We start from the raw sequence: 23,065 nt of genomic DNA, 5'->3' as shown, positions 1-23,065 counted from the left end.
GCGGTCGCCGCTGAACTTCCCCCGTCTTCCTCCTTCCCCTGCCTAGTCCTGTTTGTGGTGGTTGTCGACTCATGAGCATCAATCTGCCTTCCGGGCTGCAGTGGGTCGCCAAACTCGCCGGAGGCGGGTGGCCGCAGGGCGACGAGGACAAGCTGTGGGAACTGGACACGGCACACAAGGACTTCGCGAAGGCGATACGGGAGCTCGCGGCCGACCTCGATCCGGCCATCGAGCAGGTGCGGGCGGGACTTTCGGGGCCGGCGGCGGACGCGTTCGAGGCGTACCTGACGAAGCTGAAGAAGGATCTGCCGACGCTCGCCGACGCGGGTGACCAACTCGCGAACCTGGCCAAGAACATGGGGCTCCAGGTCCAGTACTCCAAGATCATGATCTTGGAGATGCTGGCCTGGATGGCGGCGCAGATCGCTTTCCTGGCCTGGTGGGCGCCGGAGGCGGTGCCGGGCATCGTGGCGGCGGGCACCGCGGCGATCAGGATGATTCTGACGCGGCTGCTGGCGGCGGTGGCGATCAACGTGGCCATGGCCGGGTTGATGGACGCGATCGCCCAGCTGATCCAGATGGGCCAGGCCGGTGAGGCGCACCGGACCAACTGGGACTTCGACGCCACCAAGATGGCGTTGGGCGCGGGCGCCATCAACGGTGCCGTTGCCGGGCTGATGTTCACGGGCGCCGGTGCGGCGGCGCCGGCGCTCCTGGCGTCCCTGGTGGGCAAGATGGGCGTCGGCGCGGCGGCCGGCGCGCTGGGCATGGAGCTCACCGACCTGGCGTACGGGATCGACGGCGACCCGGGGCTCGGCGCGCTGGCCGGGGCCGTGGGCGGTGCGATCGGCCACATCGGCACGCTGCGTGGCGGTAAGGGCGGTGCCGGGGCGCGGGGCGACGGTGACATCGAGGTTCCGGGGCTGGGCGACAAAGCGCCGGACCTGAAGGGTGAAGTGGCGGGGGGTGCCGGCACCGGGGCGGGCGCAGGCCCTGGCGCCAAGGGCGACAAGGGCGCCGACGGCTACGGCGGTCTGGCCCGGGAGGGGGGCGACGAGCTGCCGATGTACCCCGGCAGGGGTGAGGAGCCGCCGGAGTACCCCGGCGGACGTCAGTACAACGGCCTGCCACTGCCCGAGGACAGCGTCCAGGCGGGGCGCGGGGCACCGCAGTCCCCGGTCGGGTCGACGGGGGGAGCCGTCGACCAGGCCCGTGGTGGTCACACGGACCTCACCGGGTTCGCGGGCGAGGGCGGTACCCCGCTCACCTCCTCCCACCCGGGCGAGGAGGGTGCCGGCGGTGAGTTGAGCCGGGGCGCCGGGAGCGGCGGGGAACGTCCCGCACATGACGACGTGTCCGATCTTGACACCCTGTCGTTCAACGACGACCGCTCGGTCTCGGGCATCGGGTCGGACGACGGGACGCTGATCGCGCCGGGTGCCTGGGAGCAGCGGTTCGGGACCGGCGCGGGCCGGGACGGGCAGGAGCTTCCCGGCGCCCGGGGCGGTGCCGCCGCTCCGCGAGGGAGCGCCGGTTCAACGGGCTTCCCGGCCCGGCCGCAAGAACTGCCGGGCTTCGAGGCACCGCCCGCGACCGCGCGGGAGCTGCCGGGCTTCGAGACGCCGGGGAGGACCGAGCCCTTCGGTGTCGCGGACCCGTCAGAGCAGGGCGGTACGTCGGGCCACGGCGCTCCGGACGCCCCGGGACAGGTGTCGACCGAGCGACCCGGGCCGCCGAGTGAAGCGGGCAGCGGCCTCACCGAGAACGCGTTGCGCGAACACGACCTCGCCGCTGCCTCCCCCGGTCGTTCGGTCGACGACTGGGTGACGGAGGTGGACCGGTCGCAGACCCCCACGCAGACGGGCACGGAGAACCTGGCACATCCGGTGGACGCCCCCGAGGCGCCCCGGACGGTTGTCACGGAGCCGCTCGGCCACGGCCAGGAACTCCCCCTGACCGAGGCTCCCGCCGCCCCGCAGGCCACCGGAGCCGCCCCGCACGGTGTCGGGGAGGTCCCTGTGTCCGGGCAGCCGGCCGAGGTCCGGAGCGGCCCGGAGCAGTCGTCGGCGCCGGCCGCGCCCATGCCGGCACATGGGCAGGCGGCCGGTGGTCCGGCCCACGGGGTGGTGCCGGAGCGGTCGCAGCCCGAGGCCGGGCAACAGGCTCCGGTGGGGTCGGGGTCCGGGCGTGAGCCGGCTCCGGTTGGGCCGACCGGGCGGCCGGAGCAGTCGTCGGCGTCGGCCGCGCCCATGCCGGCACATGGGCAGGCGGCCGGTGGCCCGGCCCACGGGGTGGTGCCGGAGCGGTCGCAGCCCGAGGCCGGGCAACAGGCTCCGGTGGGGTCGGGGTCCGGTCATGAGCCGGCTCCGGTGGGGTCGACCGGGCGGGTCGAGGGGGCGCAGGGACGTCAGGACGCGTCCGCGCCTGCGGGACAGGAGTCCGTGCCCGGTCCGGTGCCCGAGCCCGAACACGGTGTGCAGGCACCGCAGTCCGGACCCGAACAGGCAACCGCTGCACCGGCGCCCGGACATGTCTCCGGTGAAGCGACGGAACCCCGTACCGGTGCCGACCGGACCGGCTCCGAGGAACCGACTGCCCAGCAGCCCGTGGTCGCTCCGTACACCGGGGCCGCCCCGACGGGCCGGGGCGTGGTCGAGCCGGCCACCGGTGGCATGCGGAGCACCGAGCCGACTGTCGTGCAGCCGACGCACGCGTCGCAGCCCCCGCGTGAGCAGGCGCCCCTCGGCCCCGGGCCGGCGCAGCGGCAGCCGGCCAGGCCGGTCGACCAGGCCCTGGCAGGTGAGCCGACGGCGACACCACGGCCGGCCACCGAGAGCGGCCCCACCCAGATGACGGCCGGAGGCCCGGCCCGCTCCGGGGGCCGGAACACCGTGCCCGGCGGAGGTACGGAGCAGACCGCCGTCGCCGGAACCCCGACGCGAACCACCGCCGAATCCACTACGCCGCAACGGCCCGCGGTCCAGCAGCAGTCCACGGCACATTCGCGCCCGACGACCGAGAGCCGGCTCCCGGCACAGCAGCAGCGCCCCGAGGCGGCCGAGGGAGCCACGGCCACGGCCGCGGAGGGGGCGCCCGCGACACCCGCTCCGTCAGCCCGGCCGCCGGCGCGTTCCCCGGAGCCCGTGGCCGATCAGCTTCGCGACACTGGATCCACGGCGAACGCCGAACACCCCGTCCCCGAACACCCCCGCCCCGAACACACCGGCCCCGAGGACGGCACGCAGGCCACCCGTCACCAGGCCGCCCACGACGGAGCCGCCCACGAGCAGGCCCCCCATGATGCGGCGGGCGGTGAGATGCCGCCGCCGTCCGGGCCCGGGCCGCGGGGCCGGGCGTACGTCTTCTCTCCGGACGACCAGACGCGCGTCGACGGGTTCAAAGCGGCGCACAAGGAGACCACACACACCCTCAAGGGCCGGCTGTCGCGGGAGCACCAGAAGTTCTGGCAGCAGCAGAAGGCCGACGAGGCCCTCAACGCCGCCCAGGTGGACTACGTACGGGGCGAGAACATCCACGGTGTGCCGGGCGCGGGGCGGCCGGATCCGCAGACCTGGGCACGGCAGCTCGTGCCCGAGGAACTCGTCGCGCCGGTGGCCGACGCTTATCGGGCCGCGGCACGCGGCACCGGACCGGACCGGGCGGGCGACGCCGACGGGCGGCCGGCGGCCGGCAACGGCGGTATCCCGAACGAGCAGCACCTGATCGAGCAGCTCTCGGACCACCTCGACGGCCTCGGCCACAACCTGTCCCTGGACCAAGTCGCGCGGGGAATGATCCGCCAGGAACAGGACGCCGGCCCGGAGGGGTGGGCGCGGGGGCTGGGCGTGCCGGACGAGCTGGTGGGCACGGTGACGGACGCCTACCGGACGGCGTTGCACGAGAGCCGGCCGCGCGGTGCCGACGGGGAACCCGAAGGGGGCGCCGCGGTACTCCCCGGCGTGGACCGGGTCAGGGAGCACCTGTCGTCCCGGCTGGACGGTGTCGAGCACGACCTGTCGGTGGACACCCTCGCGAACGGACTGGTGCACGAGCAGGCGCGGGCCGGTCGGGGCGGTCCGACGTGGCGGGAGCGGGTGGAGACCCGGTTCAACCAGCGGTGGCAGGCGGACCTGGAGGAGTTGCAGCGCGGCGACATCGCACCAGCGGAATTCGCGCAGCGGTTCGATGCTCTGGTGGGCGGCCTGCCCGACGAGTTCGAACTCGCGGCAGCGGCGGACAGCGCCCGGATGTCGGCGGAGCACGCCTTCGACACCGCACCCGACCGGCCGTCGGGACTGTCACCGGCCGACGAGGCCAGGGTGCGGTCGGATTTCGCCGAGGCGGCCGCGAACGAGGTCTACAAGGCGGCCGAAGGGGTCCCGCGGACCGACGAGGGCAGGATCGTGCCGTCCGACTGGGACGGGATCCATCAGCGGGCCGGGCAGGGGATCGACGAGCTGACCAACGGGTTGCGGGCGCGGCTGGAGGCGGCGGAGCACGCCGCGAACGGCTTCGACTTCGCCGGACGGCTCACCGGCACCAGCCGGGAGCGGCTGGAGGAGCTGCGCGACGAGTTCGCCCGGGACTTCGAGGAGTCCACGCAGCGGCTGCCGGGACCTGACGGGCCGGAGGTACGCCGCCTGCCGGAGGCCGAGTGGCGTGCCAACCGCCCGCGGTTCGAGCGGCTGGCGGACGACGTGCTCGACCGCTGGCACGGGCGGCTGCGGGCCGAGTCCGCGGAGGCGAGCGTCCGCACGCAGGCCGAGCGGGTGGTCAACGCGTTCAAGCCGCAGTGGCGGCAGCGGACTGCGCACCCGGACGACTTCGACGGTGTCGACGACACGAAGGTGCTGGACCAGTACGGGGACGCCGTTCGGGACCGGGCCCGCGGTGAACTCGAGGGCCTCGCGCCGAAGGACACCTCCAGCGAGCAGTGGGTGGCGTACACCGAAAGGCTGCGCGAGGCCGACGCCGCGATGCAGGGCCAGCTGCGGGCGCGGTACGAGCACCAGGCCGGTCTGCAGGGATGGCTGCGGCGAGCCGACGCCCGGCTGCGGGACCTGTCCGGGGACGAAGCGGCGGCGAACCGGGCGCGCGACGGGGTGCGCGAGGAACTCACCGACGGCTACCGCGAGGTGGTCGGCCGGCCCGACGAGGGCGCCTGGCCGGAACACGAGCTGGCGGTGCGTCAGGACCAGTTCAGGCGGCTGGTGTACGAGCCGGCGCTGGAGTCGGCGCCGCACCGGGTGGCGTTCGAGCAGGGTGCCGAGCAGGCGCTTCGGAACGCCGCCGGGGACCTGCACGACATATCGTCCGGGGTGCACGAGCTCACCGACCGGGCCGCCAGGCGTTTCGCCATGAAGGAGGAGACGTTCGGCAAGCTGGCCGACGACTACCGGAGCGAAACCGGAAAGCAGTACCACGAGCACTTCGGTCCGGCCCGTCGCGACCTGGACACGTGGCTGGAGTCGGAGAAGGCCGGTGGCGACGCGTTCGGCAACGGACTGCGCGAGCGGTGGGAGGAGTTCGCACAGCAGTCGCCGCACGAGCAGCGCGTACAGCAGCGGACGGCCGCGGAGGCCGCGGCGTGGCGTGCGCAGTTGCGGGACACCTTCGGTGACCGGGAGACCAGGCAGTCCGTGCTGGAGGATCTCCAGCAGACGGTCGGGCTCGATCCGCACAGGTTCGACTCGGCGCAGGCCAGGCAGTTCTACGAGCGTGGCGTGGCCGAGCTGCGGAGCGACTTCACCCAGGCCTGGAACGAGGCACGGCAGGAAGGTACGCCGGAGGAGACCGCACAGATCCGGGCGGGACTGGTCGAGCAGACCCGCGGCCGGTGGCAGGCCCTGCGGGACGAAGCACAGGCCCACGAGGCGGCGTACCAGGACTGGCGGAGCCGTCCGACCTGGACTCTCCGCTACCCGCAGCTCGACATCAACCGGGACCCGTTCCGTTTCTCGCCGGCGGACGAGCACACCGCGACCGAGACCGTTCCGACCTCCGGCGAGCACACGCCCGAGGAGACCGCCGCCGCCCCCGGTGGGCAGCAGGAGATGGCACAACTGCCCGCGCAGCACCCCGGGCAGACCGCACCCCACGAGACGGTGCGGGAACAGCCGCAGCGGCCCGCCACGTCCGAACCGCAGCAGTCCGCCACGCCCGCACCGCAGCAGACCGCCCCGCACGTCTCGCCGGCCCGGGCGGCGGCCGACGAGCGGGCGGCGGCGGAGCTGGACGCGCTGCGGGACGGGCTGGAAACCCGTGACGAGGCCTACCGCGAGTTCCAGACGCATTTTGAGGCCTTCCCGCGCCTCGGGAACGTCGACGCGGCGCAGCACGTCGGCGCCCTCCGCGAGTGGTACGCGGACGCCCGGACCGCGCCGCCGGCCGACGGCCGGCAGGTCCCGCTGGGCGACCACTCGCAGGAGCAGTTGCACGAGCAGCTGGAGGAGCGGCTGCGCCGGGCGGACGCGGACCTGGCCGCGCACCAGACCACCCAAAGGCTTTTCCACGAGCAGGTCGAGTCGTCCCTGCCGCCCCTTCTGCGGCCCGACAAGTTCAGCACCACCCCCCGGGTCACCCAGCTGAGGAACGACTTCCACGACGCCGTGATGGCCGCGGCGGACCCGGCCGTCACGGCCTCGGCCGGTGACCTCGAGGGAGCGCTCCAGGCGCCGTCCGACGTGGTGGAGCGGTTCCGGCAGGAGCTCGCCCAGGCCCGCACCGACTGGGTGGCCGCCGAGTCCTCGTTCCACCAGGCGTTGCGGACGAGGGGGCCGTCGGGTCCGCAGGACCTGGTCAGGGGACGCGCGACCTGGGACACCCGGACCCACGAGTGGTACCGGAACCGGCTGGAGGAGCTGCGGGACCGCTACACCGCCGACCGGGCGGCGCTGGACTCCGCGGAGGACCGGACGGCCGAACAGGACCGGCTGGCGGAGCAGCTGCGGCAGGCGGCCGAGGGGCTTCAGGCGCGGGCGGCGCGGACGGTCGGCGCGCTGCGCGCGTTCGAGGAGCATCAAGAGGCAACCCCGTGGCAGAAGGACGGCCGCTGGGACCCGCGGCTGACGTCCTGGTACGAGGGCGAGAAGGAGGCGATCACCCAGCCGTTGCGGCAGCGGCTGACCGAGCAGGGGCCGTGGGCGCTCCAGGAAGCGCAGCGGGAGTACGACGAGCGTGCCGCCGCCCTGACACAGACCGCCCAGGCCCGGCACGGCATGTCCGAGGACTTCCGCGGACTTCTGGCCGGTCGGCCGCCGCAGCAGGTGCAGCTGACGTCGCCCGAGATGGCCCGGTGGACCGCCGACCGGATCGACGCGGCGCGCGACGCCTACGTCCAGGCGCGCGAGGCGGCCCACACGCAGGAAGCGGCCGGCCGGTTCGTCGACGCCCCTTCCCACGCCGCGGAGGACGACTGGCGCCGTCCGGCGTGGCAGGCGGACCAGGAGCAGCTGCACACCAGCTACGAGGAGCGGCTGCAGCAGGCCGAGGAAGCGACCCGGCGGGAGGAGCAGCGGGCCGCCGTGCGGGCGGAGTTCGACGATGCCTTCGACGCGTGGGCGGCGGCCACCCGCCACGAGCTCGACGAGCAGCAGCTGCAGCAGGCCCGGGAGCAGGCGTGGGAGGACCACCAGAGCCGGGTCGGCAGTGACTCCGCCGCGACCGGGGTCGTATTCCCCCTGGACGAGGTTCGCCCGGTGGCGGCCGACGGCCAAGGGCTCGAGGAGCCGCAGGACCACCAGGCCCAGGAGCAGGCGAAGGAGGACCAGAGCCAGGCCGGCAGTGCCGCCGCGACCGGGGACACCTTCGCCCGGGAAGCGGTTCGCCAGGTGGCGATGGCCCGGGGCCGGGCGGCGTTCGAAGACCGGTTCCAAGGCTGGCTGGACCGGTGGGGCACCCCGCAGCCGGCGGCGCCGTTCCAGGTGACCCCGGAGATCGCCGCAGCGGTGCACGACCACGCGGCGGCCCGGTTCGAGCAGCGGTTGGGCCATGCGGTCGCCAAGACGTTCCCGGCCGGTTCCTACGCCGCCGAAGCCCTGGACGAGCGGGTCCGGGAGGCGCAGAGCGAGCTGAACTCCCTCACCGGCCCCCTGTGGGACGCCTTCGACCTGCGCGCTGCATACCTCTGGGAACATGCCCGCCTGGCGTCCGAGCTCGACGGGCTGGCCGGTGGTTCCTACCGGGACGCCCTCGACGACGACGGCCGTACCCTGCTCACCGCCTTCAACGCCTGGGACACGGAGGTCTCGGGGCCCGGGCTGGGACTGGTACTGGACGCCGCCCGCCACGACCTGGACGCCGCGTACACCAGGGTGTTCGGGTGGGCGGACTCCATGGAGCCCCTGCCCGCCGCGCCCCAGGAGCTGCTGCCGCAGTGGCGGGCGCGATACGACCAGGTGGTGGCGGATCTGCCGGCGAAGCTGGCGGTGCAGGCCGCGCGGGAGACCGTGCTCCGGAACGCCCTGAATGACGTCGAGGCGGCCACGGAGGCGTGGACGACCGCTCCGCCGCCCGGCGAGGCCTTCCAGCGCCGCTTCGACATCCCGCCGGACGTGCCCCCGCCCCTGCTGCGCGCGCTCCAGCAGGACGTCGCCGCCCGGATCAGCGAGGAGTTCGAGCGGACCGTCGTGAACGGAGACGGCCCGCTCCAGACGCGGCTGGAGGACTGGAAGAACGCCCACAGCCGGGTGACGGGGCAGGACCGGATCCACGCGTCGATCCTGCGGAACCACGCGCGTCGGAGCGCGGTGCGGTCGGCCGGCGCGGTGTTCGACGAGCAACTGGCCGCATGGCAGAGCGACCACCCCGGCCAGGAGCTGTCCGAGGCCGACGCGGCCCGGGCCGGGTCCGAGTGGCACCAGCGGATCCTGCACACGTTCGACACCGTCTTCGGCATGCCCGCCAGCAGCCCTGCCGCGGTGACGGGCCGCATGTGGGACTGGGACGCCCGCCTGGCCGACGAGATCCGCCGGCTGCCGGAGCACTTCGCCTTCGAGGCCGAGGCCACCCGGATGCTGTCCGCCGCAGCCGGATCCTTCGACCACCTCGCCGACGGCCACCGTATCGACGAGGGCCGGCGCGAGAACATCAGGGACGAATTCCGGCAGCACTTCATCGACGCCCTCCACCGCCGGTGGGCACCGAAGCCGCCGTCGGACTTCTGGGGCGCCCACGAGGCCGCGAACGGGGACGCTTTCAACAGCGGGGACGCATCCAGCAGCGTGGGCATCGGAAACCTCACCGAGAACGCCACCCGGAACCCGGTCGAGCACCTCTCCGGCAACGCCGCCGTCGGAGACGAGAGGCCGACGGCACCTGGCGTGGACGAAGCCGTGTTGCCGCCCACGGAGAAGATCGAGCCGCCGCCCGCGGAGGGGCAGACCACACCTCCGACGCCGATGGACGACGCGCACAGCGTCTCCCCCGACCAGGGCTTCGCCCCCGTCGGGCTACGCCGGCGGCCGGCTTCGCGGGTGGGGTTGTTGGGTGGGGCGCCTGGCGATGGTGTTGCTTATGGGTCTTCTGATGAGTTGTTGGGTGATCTGTTTGCTTCGGTTCGTGTTCCTGATGTTGGTCAGGTGGCGGTGGACCGGACGTTGGGTGTGGATGTTGTCGGTGTGTTGAGTCCGCCGGAGGTGCCGGAGTTTTTGCGGGATCCGGCGACGGGGCAGCCGTATGACTATTCGGGGTATGGCCCTGATTATGGGGTTCATTATCTGTATCTGATGAACATGCTGGATCCGAGGCCGGAGCCGGGGCTTATGGATCCGGGGACCTGGGACATAGCGGAGGGGACTTACAGCCATCAGGGGAAGCGCCACCGGGTGCCGTTGCTGGTGTCGGCTGTCTGGCAGGGTGATCCGCTGTCGGATACCGGGCCGTCTGCCGGGTTCTGGGAGAAGTTCGGCAGTGCGGCCAGGGAGTTCCGGGGCCAGATGTACTTCGTGGTGCTCACCGATGTGCCGCGTGAGGACGTCGAGGCGGTTCTGCGGCTGACGGACTGGTCCGAGGATCCGTGGCTGCTGGCGGTGCAGCGGATGGCGGCGTGGGCGCAGGATGCGGGGATAAGTCTGGTCAATATCGGTGAGGCGTTCAATTCCGCTCGGCCGATGGGGTTGCAGGCGGAGTTCCTCACTGAGATGGCGAAGCAGTCGGGGCCGGGGTGGGCGGCTGCCAGTGACCTTCTGCGGTGGGAGATCGTCGACCGGTTCGGTGGTCTGTACAGCGATGGGGACAACGGGATCACGGATCCGGGCGAGGATTTCCGGTCTGCCGCGGACGGTGAGGGTTTCGCTGTTCATCGTGTGGGTGACCAGGTTGCCAACTCGGCGGTTCTGATGGTGCCGGGGCATCCGGCGGTCGGTGAGATCCGTGAGCTGATTCGTGCTCAGTACGGCAGGACCCAGCAGGACTTGTATGGCGTGGCCGGTACGTTGCGTGATTTCTGGGTGACGACGGAGGTGGGCCGGGCCAGGCGGAACTCGGTGTTGGTGCGTACCTTCCCGCCGGCGGTGCTGGATGTGCTGTTGCGGCACGGTGGTTTCCAGGAGGTGCGGGATCTGCCGCGGCTGGAGGGGGTGAGTATCGGCACGGACGGGAGCTGGAAGGCTCCGGCTTCCGCGCCGCTGCTGGTCACGGGGCGTGCGCGGACTCTGCTCTTCACCCGACGTGTGGTGCACAGCCTGGTGCGGGATCTGTACAACCGCAACGGGGACCTGCGGCTGACCGCTGCGGCCGGTGTCATCGCCCGGCATGCGCAGCCGCAGATGGTGGAGGAGGCCGTGATGCGGTTCCTGGCCTCCCGTGAGGACATACGGCAGTTGGTGCGTGGCGTGACGCTGCGTCGTCGGCCGGGGGCGGACGAGGAGTTCGTGGTCGGGCTGTCCGACGGCGTGCGCGACCTGCTGGAGTATCCGGAGGGTGAGCGGTCGCCACTGGACCTGCCCGAGGGCGACGGGGAGGAGTGGTTCGGTCAGGCGCACGGTGACGGTTGGTGGCTCGGCGAGCAGTCGGTCGCGGCCCGTCTGCTGCCCTACGAGGCGCCTGACACCGCCGGGTCCTCGCAGACCGCCGGACTGCCCGGCGGATCGCCGGACGTCGTCGAGCATCACGCGACCGGGCAGGCAAGCACCACGCCCGGACAGCCCACCACCCAGCCCGGCGCCCAGGTATCACGACCGGCCCAGGCCGCACAGGCCGACGCCGGGCACTCCGCCGGTCCGTCGGCTGAGGATCTGCCGTTGTCGGACGAACTGCAGAGCGTCCGTGCGGCGGTTGTGGAGCAGTTGGCGCGGTGGAAGGTGCGCCAGCCCGTGGACGATGCCACGGTGGGGCGGTTGCATGCTCTGCTTCCCGGAGTGTGGCAGCGGAAGGAGACCGCCAAGGCGCGTGGTGAGCGCATCGCATGGATGATGGTGGCGGGCGGGCTGGTCGAGTACCCGGGCATCGATGTCGAGCCGTTCGCCGCGGGGTTGCCCGTCGGGGCTCCGGTGCGGGTGGAGGAGCCGCGTCGGGTGGGCCGTGGTCCGGGCACGGTGCCGTTGGGCGAGGTGCGGCGGGCCGGCGGGGATGTACGTGTGGGCGGCGGTTCCGAGGTGTACACCGTGGGCCGGGCGGGGTGGATCGAGCTGCCTTCCGGTGAGGTGCTGCCGGCTGAGGGGTGGGTCGGGCACGGGCATGATTTCGTCCATCGGCGCGCGGGTGGGTTCCTGCGTGGGGACACCGGCTGGGTGGGGCGGGTGGCCGACAGGGACGGGCTGGAGCGCCGTCTGGATGCGCTGGGTCCGGCGGAGGTGCGGCCGTATACGTTGGTGGCGGGCGAGTCGGGTCTGTATCTCGTGCCCGGCGCCAGTCCGGCGGACGCGGAGCGGGCACGGTCCGCGGCGTACATCCCGTACCCGCACTCACCCGTGGAGCCGGCCTCCGGCGTGACCGACGCGGGCCGGCCCGAGTTCCCTGAGCCTCCCCAGGCCACCGTGGCCGCGGGTCTGCTGGGGGGTGCTCCTGGTGCGCCGTCGAACCACGAACTGGCCGCTGCGCTCGTCTCGGTTTTCGGGCAGCATGCCGCCGTGCAGCCGACGTTCCCGGCGATGGTGAATTCGCTCGCGATGCTGGAGGCTGCGCGCAGGAGCGATCCGTCCCTGGGTGCGGGGCCGATCGACGTGTGGGGTGTCGCCAGGCAGGTGCTGCACCTGGAGCCTTCGTTGCAGATGAACTTGCAACATGTCAGCGAGGCTTTGGGTATTGCGAGCAGTGCTTACCGGCGCGGGCGGGCTTACAGTCTCGCGTCGATCGCGGCGTACGGGTTGCAGCGCAAGGGGCAGGGGCTGGGCGGGCCGACGAATCTGTTTGCTTCTGGCGGCGGTTTCCTGGGGCAGAACCTGACGGGGCGGCCGCTGCAGTTGCTGTTGGACAGGGTCGGCAGGCAGGACGCTGCGGGTGTCATCCAGCAGAGTTCGCTGCCGTGGAGCGGTCCGGTTCACGCGGTGGTGGCGCAGTTCGTGTCCGCGGGGCGGATCGGTCTGGACAACGGCTCGGGGTACCGGACGGAGCTGAACGAGGAGGAGTTCGTCGAGCTGGTGGCACACGATCCGGATCGGCCGGCGGGCGTTCCGATCGTGCTGCTGCTCAGTGATGCCAGTGAGCAGTTGGCGCGCAGGCTGGCGGACGGAGCCAATGCGCTGGTGTGGTACACCTACGGCGACCTCCGGTTCCAGCCGGCTGATGCCGGCAACACCTGGGTTTATCCGGCCCTTGCGAATCCCAGTCCGGGAACCCTTCCGGTGGGCGCCTGGGTTCCCACGCCTCCCAGGCTGGTGCCGGATGAACCGCAGGAGGAGATAACGGCGTCGGACGGGTCGAGGTTCACGGACCAGGACTTGCATTCGTATCCGTTGGTGACGGCGGACGGGCAGCAGCTGACCGGGCGGATCTACATGAACGCGTCGGACGTCGCGGTGCGTGAGCCTGAACTGCAGACGATCTCCCAGGTGCAGCACTACATCGATCACTACGAGGGTCTGCCGGGAGTGATACCCAACCGGCTGGGCGGGCTGCAGCCGTTGCCGTGGCCTCTCGCCGGTTCGTACATCTCGTTGGGTCACGCGAATGCCGTTCAAGCGGCGGTGGCGAGGCGCAGTACGGGTCAGAACCAGACGGTGCCGTTCGCCGAACTGGGACGGATACACCGCCGCCGCAAGAGTCTGCAGCTGATGAATCCCGATGCGCCGCTGGTCATGCTGTGGTGTGAACTGGGGGCGCTGGGGCCGGGACGGGACCGGTTGGTGTCCCGGCCCGGGGCACAGACAGTGGCGAACAAGACTGGGCGGACAGTACGGGCCTCGGATGGGAAGACCGGGGCGGAGCCCCCGAGTGGGCAGTTGCCGGCTCGGTTGGTCAAGATGGACGATCCGGACCGCCCGGTGTACCAGTGGCTCGAGTTCCCCCCTGAACCGGGCTCCGGGAGGCTGTCCGGGCTGGCCGACATGGGCGGGTTGTCCGCCGGGCTGGGGGACCGTACGACGCGGGCGCTGCGGTGGGTGCGGGCACTGCGGGAGACCCACGGCGTGCGCATCGACACCGACCCGGCACGGGTCGCCGAGTTCCAGAACCTGATCCGGGGCCTCGGGGCGCTGGAGTCGCTCCGGATGAACGCCCCGGGCAACCCCGACACCGGGCCGCTGACCTGGGCGTCGCTGGAGCGGATCGTGGTCGGCTACGCCAGGCAGCAGAACTGGCAACCCGTGGTGAGCGCGAGCGTGCTGGAAAACGTGCTGTGGCAGGCGCGGTGGGGCAGCATCCCCAACGATTTGCTGGTCCCCCCGGCCACGCATGCCGCTCCCGCCGCCGGAGCCGCCCAGCAGCCGGGCGGTGGTCTGCCCGGGGGCTCGCCCGACTCGGGCAGGGAGCCGTATGCGGAGCGGTGGCCGATCGGCCGTGCGGTGATGGTCGAGGGGCCGGGTGTCGTCGGGGACCTGGACGAGGTGCCCGTGGGTGAGGTGCCCGGCATCGGCGGCAAGGGCAAGGCCGCGCAGGCCTCGCAGGGACCGTTCGTCTATGAGCGTACGACCGGGCAGGGGTCGCGGCCGGTCACGTACCGGGTCGGTGCGGCGGGTGAGGTCGAGCTGGCTCCCGGCGGGAAGGTTCTGTCGCCGAACGGGTGGGTCAGGTTCGGCAAGCTCTTCGTGCACGAGTCGGCGGACGGGCTGGACGGGCTGCTCTACGGGAACAGTGGCTGGCTGGGGCGTGTCGCCGATCCGGATGCGTTGCGGCAGCACCCCGACTTCCCGGCTCCCGGAACCGCGCGGTACCGGCTCGTGGCGGACGACTCGGCGATGTACCTGGTGCCGGACATGCCGACTCCGGCACACGATGCCAAGGCGGTCAGGATCCCGCTGAAGGGCACCATCGGCCCTGACGGCACGGCATCCACAGAACCGACCGCGGCAACCGAACCGACCGCGGCAACCGAACCGCCCACGCACGCATTCTCGGACGCCGAGGAAACCACCCCGGACTGGGCCGTCCAGGCCATGCCCGCCCACTACCCGACACAGGCGTGGGGCGAAGCCGCCCTCCGCTTCGAGGAGGGGCTCGGCGCACTGCTGGCCCACGATCCGCGACTTGCCGAGGTCGTCCAGCAGGCCCAGGAGGCGCTGACGGGCGCCGCGGCGGCGACGCCCGCCGGCCCCGGCGGTTTCACACCGCCGCTGATCGACCTCATGACAGCGTTCGACACCGCTGTCGCGGCGCGCCGCGAACCCGGAACCTTCACCTTCGCCGGCACCCCTGCCCTGCGGCAGCGCTACCGCGACGAACTCGGCCTGTTCGGCCGCTCCGGGGAGCTGCGGAGCGTCAGCGGACTGCTCAGGGCCTACCAGTCGCTGAACATCCACGACGGCAGCGTCCCGGCCTTCGCGGAAGCGGTGCTCGGCTGGGGACTGGCCACCCGCCGGTACCGCCTCGCCGAGATGCTCAAGGACTTCCACGACGCCGGGTTCTCACCCGACGGCACCGGGTTCGACACCGTTCTGGCGGGCGGCGGGGCACGCCTGTACGACTGGGCGCGCAGGGCGCTGGTGGAGGGGCGGCTCGCCGCGGCCCCGGAGAACCTGCGCGAGGCGCTGGAACTTCCGCAGTGGCAGGTGTACTTCCCCGGTTTCACCGCCGAGGCCACCGGAGGCGTCGAGGTTCCGGAGGACATCGTCGAGGCGGCGCTGGCCGCCCGGTCCGGCACCGGCCCCGGCTCCGCCGACCCGGAACGCTACGCGGCGATGCGCGACTGGACCGACCGCCACGGCGGCTCCCCGCTGGACGCGCTGGCGCCGCCGCATCTCATCCCGCTCTACCTGCTCGCGGCCAGCCCGGCGGACATGCGGCTGCTCAACCCGGCGTTCCGCGCCGCGCCGAGCGATGCCGAGGGTCTGGCCCTGCTGACCGCCGAGATACGCGACGTCGTGACCGGGGCCCTGGGCAGCGCGGTGCCCGACCTCCCGCGGCTGCTCAGGGCCGAGCCGCCGTTCCAGGAACTCGCCGACGACCTGGCCCGTACCGATCCGGCGGACCCGCGGTTCCGTCCGCTCGCGAACGAGCTGCTCGAGTTGGCGGAGAGACTGGCCGAGCCGCTGTACGCGCAGCTTCCCGACCACCTGATGATGCTGGACGACGGTCTGCAGCGGCTGCCCCGGGTGCAGGGACCGGTGTTCCTGGCGTATCCGTCGGTCCCGGACCGTCTGACGATCCCGAAGTACGCTCGCGCCAGTCTGGACGGTGCCACCGCACTGGCCGGGCTCGCCGCGCCGAACTCCGTGTCGGGGCCCCGTCTGCTGGTGGAGGTGGTCAACCCGTCGGCACACGACCTGTCGTTCCTGGGTCCGGAGTCGGACGCGCGGCCCGCCGCGTTCGCCCGGAACACCGGCTACACCGTCCGGTCCAGCGAGACGGTGGACGACGGGCAGGGCCCGGTGCTCCACTGGCGGGTCGAGGAGACCGGACCGTCGGGAACCACCGCCACCGGCACGCCGGGGACGGCGGCGGCCGGCACCGGCCTGCCGGCCACCGTGCCGTCGAGTGCCTCCGGCATCAGGCCGACGCTGCCCGGCGTGTACACCAAGGACCGGGTGCGGTGGCTGGACACGGCGCTGCGTTTCGAACGCGCCCTCGGCCGTGCCATGTCGGTCGACGTGGTGACGCCGCAGTTCGCCCTGCGGGCGCTCGTCGACGCACTGGCCGCCAGGCACACCGACCACCTCCGTTACTTCTTCGCCCCGCAGGACCCGCAGACGTTCGACCACGCCGCGGCGATGGACCGCCTGCTGAGCAGAAACCAGAAGGGCGGGCCGTCGCAGGCCGAGGTGATGGAGGCCCTCGCCCTCGCCGCCCCGGTCTTCGCGGCGGACGACCCCCAGTGGGTGGAACCGGTGGACCGGGACCCCGCCCTGGAGTCCCGCCTGGCCGAGCTGGGCCATCCGGTGACCGGGGAAGGGGCGGCCGAGAAGGCCGAGCGGGTCCGGCTGGCGGAAACGCTGATGCGCGTCCACGACAGGCTGAACATCCCCCGAGCGGACCCGCTGGACTTCCGGGACGCCGTTTTCGGCTGGATGCTGTCGCAGGACGGCGCGCCGCCGCTGGTGCAGCTCCTCGGAGCCGCCCAGCGGGCAGGAGTGTTCGACACCGACGGCTCGCGGTGGATGGAGCCGGACGTGCGGACCGCGCCGTCCGTCGAGGTCGACGCCGCCCAGCTGTACGGCCTGGTGCCGCTTCTCTTCGACCCCATGTCCAGGATCGCCGACGGTCCGCTGGCAGGGGACACGGCGCTCAGGGAAACCCTGCGCCGGCTGCCGCACGAGGTCATGTTCGCGGAACTGGCCGCCGGCCTGCTGGCCCCGCAGACCGCCGGCGGCCCCACCCCCGACGACCTCGTCAATGCTGCGACGGACGGGGTGCTCTCCGCCGCGGTCTCGTCGGATGCCCGCAGGGACGCCTTCCGCGCATGGCTGCGCAGGCACCGCCGCCAGTACGAACGTATCGCGCCCGGCGGTGCGGCGGCGCTCTATCTCCTGGGTGACGCACCGGAGTTCCTGGACGAGCGGATCACCGCGCGGTCGGCACCGGGCCGGCAGCTGCTTCAGGAACGGATCCTGTCCCGGCTGATGCCGCTGGCCGCGGGCGCGCCCCTGTCCTCCCTCCCGCACGTCCTCCGGCGCGAGCCGGCGGTGCGCGGCCTGGTCGACCACCCCGATGAACGGACGCCCACCGCACTGCGGCAGTTGGCGCGGTCGCTGGCGACCGACGACCTCATGGCGGAGCTGGCCCAGCTCGCGAACATGGCAGCCGGCACCGTGGAGCTGCTGCCCGAGGCCGAGGGCCCGCTGTACTGGCCCGAGATCGAGCCCGGCCCGCTGCACGGGGCGCACGCGTACGCGGCCCCGGGACGCACCTTCACCAAGGCCCGGCTGTTCCAGACCACGTCCAGCCTCCCGGCGGCCACCAGGGACCTTGCGGCGAAACTCCGACGCGCCTCCGGGCATCCGGTGCTGTACAGGCTCGCCCGCCCGCTCGAGGCCCGTGAGTACGGCCCGTTCACCGCGAACCCCGACGGCCAGGCGGTCCACCCCAGGCGCCCGACGTTCACCACCACGGACGAGGAGATCGTCCGGGATCTGGCGACCGGCCTCGAGTACCGGCTCGTCACGGTCGAAGAGGCCGAACAGCCCGCCGGAGAGCGGAAGTGGAAGGAACCGATCATCACCCGGGAAGTCCGGGACCGTCGCGGGACCGAGTTCGGGGAGGCCAGTTTCAGCCGGTACGACTGGTCGGGACGGTGGGAGGAGATGCGGGATCTGCTCCACCTGGGTGACGGCTCCCTGGTCTACAAGGACGAACTCGCAGGGCGACCGCGCAAGCTCCTCCCGATTCCTTACACCCCCGGTCTGCGGCCGGACGGCAAGCCCGCCCTCACCGTCTGGTCCTCGCACGGCGAAACAGGAAGGTTCGCTGCTCTGACCCCCCAAGGAGTGAGGCAGCTCGGCGGAGCACCGATCGCCAGGAGGGGAGCCCGGCTGATCGAACGGCTCGGGCTCGGGCGCGGCACCACCCAGCTGGTGTTCTCCTGTTACGCGGCGCGTGGTGCCGAGGGAGTCGTGCCCGCGGCCCAGCAGATCGCCGACGCGCATGTCCACGAGGTCAGGACCGCCGCTTTCAACGTGTCCGGCGGAACGGTGACGACGAAGGCCCCGAACCGGAAGACACGGGTCTTCCTCGTCGAGGAGCCGAAGGACCGGCGGGTGGGGGAGAAGGCCCGTTGGGAGACGTTCGACCGGCAGCCGGGGAAGGCCGCCGGGACGCGACATCAGGCGGCGCGGCTGCCGTTCGCCAGCCGGTCCGGATTGTGGCGCGACCTGTTCCGGAAGCCGGCGTGGCAGTCGGCGGCGGTCTTGCACGAACGTGCCGTCGCCGACGCGCTGGCTGCGCAGCGCGAGGTCCGGAGGTTCGCGGGGGAGTTCGCCGACGCCCTGGCGGCCTCCGGCAAGTACCGGATCAGGATTCCCGGTGGCCGGCCCTCGGTGGCCGACCTCATGGCCGCGATCACCAACGCGGTCCGGCAGGTTCACCCGGTCGAGCTGTCCTGGATCGCGGCGGACGACGGCGAGCGGTCGGCGTTCGTCGCCCGGCGCGGACTGCCCGTGCGCGTGGGCGGTTACCGGAGCATAAAGCCGCTCTTCCAGGCGTACGACGCCATCGACTTCCCCGACGGGCACCTCCCGCTCCTCAAGGCGGTGGTCGCCTGGCGGCTGTCCACCGGCGCCACCCTCATGGAGGTCCTCGCCGACTACCTTGACAACGGTCTGGCCGCGGACGGTCGAGGGGTGGACGTCGACCGACTGAGGGACGCCGCGCTCGGTGACGCGCCGGACGTCTATGACTGGGCGCGTTCCGTCCTGCGGCCGTTCAAGGGCGATGCACAGGATCTGACCGCCCGACACGGCCAGGCATGGCTGCCGCCGCACCACCAGCTGTACCCGGGTCTGCCGCCCCGGATCACCGGGGACATCACGGTGCCCGACGGGCTCCGTTCGGCACTCGACCTCATGGCGGGAACCCACGGCGTGCCGGCTGTGCCCCACGGTGCGTCCCAGCACGTCGGCGCGGGGAGTTGGCAGGCCCGGCACGCGGCCCTGCGCGAGTGGGCGCGGCACCACTCGGGGTCGCCGCTGGACCGGTTGCTGCCGGCCCACACCACCGCGCTCTTCCTGGCGGGCCACACCCCGGACCGCCTGCTGCTGGACCCGCGGTTCCTGACCGCTCCGGCCGTGGGCGAGGACCCGCTGGCGGCGGCGATCGCCGACTCGATCGACGCCGCGATGCAGGGCGATCTCGACTTCCCGTACCTCCTTCAGACCGATGCGCACTTCCGGGAACTGGCGGCCGAGGCGAGGGCCACCGACCCTCAGGGCGAGCGGTTCGGGCAGATCGGTGCGGAACTGCTGGCGCTGGGCGAGCGACTGACGGGAACGGTGCGTGCGAACCTCCCGTCGCATCTGGCCATGCTGGACGAGACCCTGACGAAGCTGCCGGCGGTGGGCCCGACCGGACCGGTGTACATCGGGTACTGGGCCTCGGGGGTACCGGGCGCGGCCCCGCAGGGCGCACTCCACAAGATGTCCCTGCCGGCGTTCCAGCCGGGTTCGACGGACCTGTCCGTGGTGCTCGCCGAACTGGAGGAGAACGACCCGGGGCCGCGCCACCACCGGGTCCTGGTGAAGGTGGACGGCTCCTCGGCCCGGCGTACGGCGTTCGGCGCGGCCGATCCGCGGCTGGGACAGGTGGTCTTCCCGGACCGGACGGACCTCGACATCAAGGTCCGGGGAGTGCTGTACGACGCGGAGGGCCGACCCTACGAGTACCAGGAGGCGACCGATACCGATCCCTACGCCGGGGACGAGACCGATTCCGACTCCGCGTCGGTGACGGAGAGTTCGGACACCGACAGCGCTTCGGACGTCGACATGGCGTCGGATTCGGACGGCTCCGCGATGGAGACCTCCTCCGAGGAGGCGAACGACTCCGACGTGTCGATGGAGGACGGGCACAGCGTCTCCCTCGGCCAGGCCCCCGTCCCCGGACCGCTCAGGACGGCCGCGGACGCGAACGGTGATCCGTACGAGGTACTGGAGACGACCGAGACGCCCGTGGCCCCGGTGGCAGAGGCACTCGGCGCGATCGGGACCGCTCGTCCCGCCGAAGCCCAGCCGGACTTCGAGGTGGGTAACGCCTCACTTCCGGCGGGCAGCCCCATGGGTGCCACGGCAGCGTCCCGGACACCGGAGACGGCAAATGCTGCCGCCGACCCCGCCGACCCCGCCGACCCCGCCGACCCCGACGGGTCCGCGATCACTGCGACGCCTGCGGACCTCGCATCCGGCCGCGCCGCCGGGCCCGGGCAGGCGCCTGCCGCCCAAGCGGCGCCGCAGGAGACCACCGTGTCCGGGCACGACCTCACGCGGACGGTGCCGCACGGCGAGGAGGCCGCCGGGACGGTCCCGCCGCTCGACGCGTCGTTGGTCGCGAAGATCGCCTCCGTCGTGGACGACGCGATCCGCGACGGCTCGGCCGGGGGCCTCGTCACCGGACTCTCCGAGTGGCAACTCCAGTCGCCACCCGCCGGTACCACGGCCGCCCCCGCGACCACCCCGGCGCAGAGCGGCCAGGCGGTCGCGGGCCCGGCGACCGGCACCGGGCAGGCCCCGCCGAACACGCCGGCTGCCCTCCCCCTGAGGTTCCCGTCCTTCTTCCTCGGGGCCCGCGACCGCTGGCTGGCCCTGTCCGACACGTACGGCAACGCGGTCGCCCGGGTACTGGGCGCCGACCCGTACATGCACCGGCATGCGCAGTTCGCCGTTCGCTGCCTGATCCTCGACGCCCGCATGCGGTTCATCAGCACTCCGCGCTTCGAGATCTTCACCCGACTGCTGCTGGACAAGCCGTCGCTGGCAGGGATCGACGTCGACAAGGAGATCCAGGGTTGGTTGACGGCTACCGACCCCCCGCCGCTCGCCCAGTCGATGGGGGTGTTGGAGCGGCTGGCTCTGCCGTACGCGGTGGACCACCAGCTGCCGATGCCGACCGGGCCCCAGTCGCGGGGGCCCGCGTGGGACGCGGCTGTGCGGCATCGCGGTTACCGTGGATTCGATGAGCTGACGGCCCAGCAGATCGGTCGGCTCCGTTTCGTGGAACTGCTTCTGCACGTGTACCGGCACATGGGTTTCCCGAGTAGTGATCCGCTGCTGTTCCGGGACGCTGTGGCGGGATGGCTGGTGCAGCGTGATGGTGCCATGCTGCCGTGGGAGTGGTTCCTGGACGCCTCGCACCGGGCCGGCGTGTGGGACCAGCAGATGGAGCCCGATCCGTGGCGGACGGATCTCTCCCGCATCCACGGATGGATCAACGGTGTACTGAATCCGCAGGACCGGTTGAGCAAGGGCACGGCGGCGCAGGACGGGCAACTCGCCCGCGAGCTGTTGCGCATGCCGCATCTGCAGATGTACGCGGAGGCGACGAAGCCGCTGCTGGGCATGGACGTCGCGGGCAAGGGCACGTGGGCCGACCCGATCAGAGTCCTGGGACAGAAGCTCGGCCAGCAGCCGTCGAGCGGCTCCGAAGCGGAGGAGCTGTGGCGGCAACGCCGGGAGGCGTGGCAGGACCTGATGCGCAATCCGGCGGTTCCGTCGGCGCTCCAGCGGATGCAGCCGGCGCATTCCATGGCGTTGACGGTCGCCGGCGGACCTGATGCACGGCTCTTCGCCTCGCTCAACGTCGATCAACTGCGGAAGAACATTCGCAGGGTGGGTGAGCTGGCGGATCCCGCCGACCGTACGACGTGGCCGCTGGTCATGCTGCGGGACAGCAACATCCGGGACGTGCTCGACCGGGCCGCTCCCCCGGACGAGGTGAAGGCGGCGGTCGAAGCCTTCGCCAGTGCCGCGGGCCCGGCGCTGCTCCTCGAGATGCGGGGTCATGCGTCGATGGCCGAGGAGGCGTTGGACCTGCTTCCCGCTGAAGAGGCTGACAGCGGTCCGATGTACTACTGGTCACTCGTGCCCGCTCCCCTGTCCGCCGGAGCGAAGCCCGGCGCGGGCCAGGGCCAGATGATGAGCAAACCGCCGTTCGAGCGAGGGACGTCGGATCTCGCGGTCGCCGAGGAACAGTTGCACGACTTCGCCAAGCGGATGCCCGACGGGTTGCATCCGGTGCTGGTGGAGGTGAGGAATCACCTGTCGCCGCGGAAGACGGCGATCTTCTCGCTGGCTCCGTGGAAACGCTCGGTCCAGTCTCCTGCTGCGCTCCTCCTGTCGGTCGACAAGCCCGTCGGCTACCGAAGGGCCGGGAGAACAGGCCAGTGGTACGCGCATGTGATCGCGACCGAGAAACCGCATCCGCACTCACCGGTCCCCTGGAACAACGAGATCCTGTTCCGCCAGATCCGGACGAAGCAGGGGGTCCTGATCGGTTTCGAGAGCCACACTCTGCGGGACCTCGCTGGGCGCAGGGAGCACCTCATGGCTTTCCCCGACGCCAAGGGCATCAAGGTCTACGACTCGGAGACCAAGCAGTTCGGCCCACTCCAGGCCTGGCCGCTGGCCTCGGCGGGACAGACGGGCGGGCCGGCCCGGTTCGTGCTGGACACGGCGCACGGCACCAAGCACGCCATCTTCGTGGTGGGCCGTTTCGGCTGGGGAAAGTCGGTGCCCGGCTCACAGTTCGGCAGCGCGGTGGCTCGGCGGCTGGCAGCGGCGGGGATACCGGATGACACCCCGTTGGTGCAGTGGGAGTGCTCGGTGGGCGCTGAGCGCCCCGGTGCGGTGCCGGTGGCTCAGCTGTCCGTCGACCAGCACCCCCCCCAGCGTGTCGCCTTCGCCGGGAACATGGCCGTCGGCAACACGACGGACAACCGCTTCCTGGCTTTCTTTCCGGGCTGGGGTGCGGAGCCGGAAGCCAAACTGGTGAAGTTCCGGCCGCGGGCCGCGGCGCTCCCGGCTCCCAGGAACGTGACCGATCCGTACTTCGC

1 protein-coding gene (cut by a window edge) is annotated in these 23,065 nt (G+C 72.2%); it reads left to right on the top strand.

Annotated elements, in window-relative coordinates:
- Nucleotides 1-71 precede the first annotated feature (71 nt).
- A protein-coding gene (locus ACFY0F_RS30985) for an amidoligase family protein (protein ID WP_388801545.1) crosses the window boundary here: on the top strand, nt 72-23,065 show its 5' portion. The gene runs 15,721 nt beyond the window's last position; 22,994 of the gene's 38,715 nt are visible here — the first part of the coding sequence; its start codon is at nt 72-74; the stop codon falls past the right edge of the window.

Source organism: Streptomyces sp. NPDC001544, assembly GCF_042894285.1.
Taxonomy (GTDB): domain Bacteria; phylum Actinomycetota; class Actinomycetes; order Streptomycetales; family Streptomycetaceae; genus Streptomyces.
Note: the sequence above shows the minus strand (reverse complement) of the source record. Positions and strands in the feature narration are given on the sequence as shown.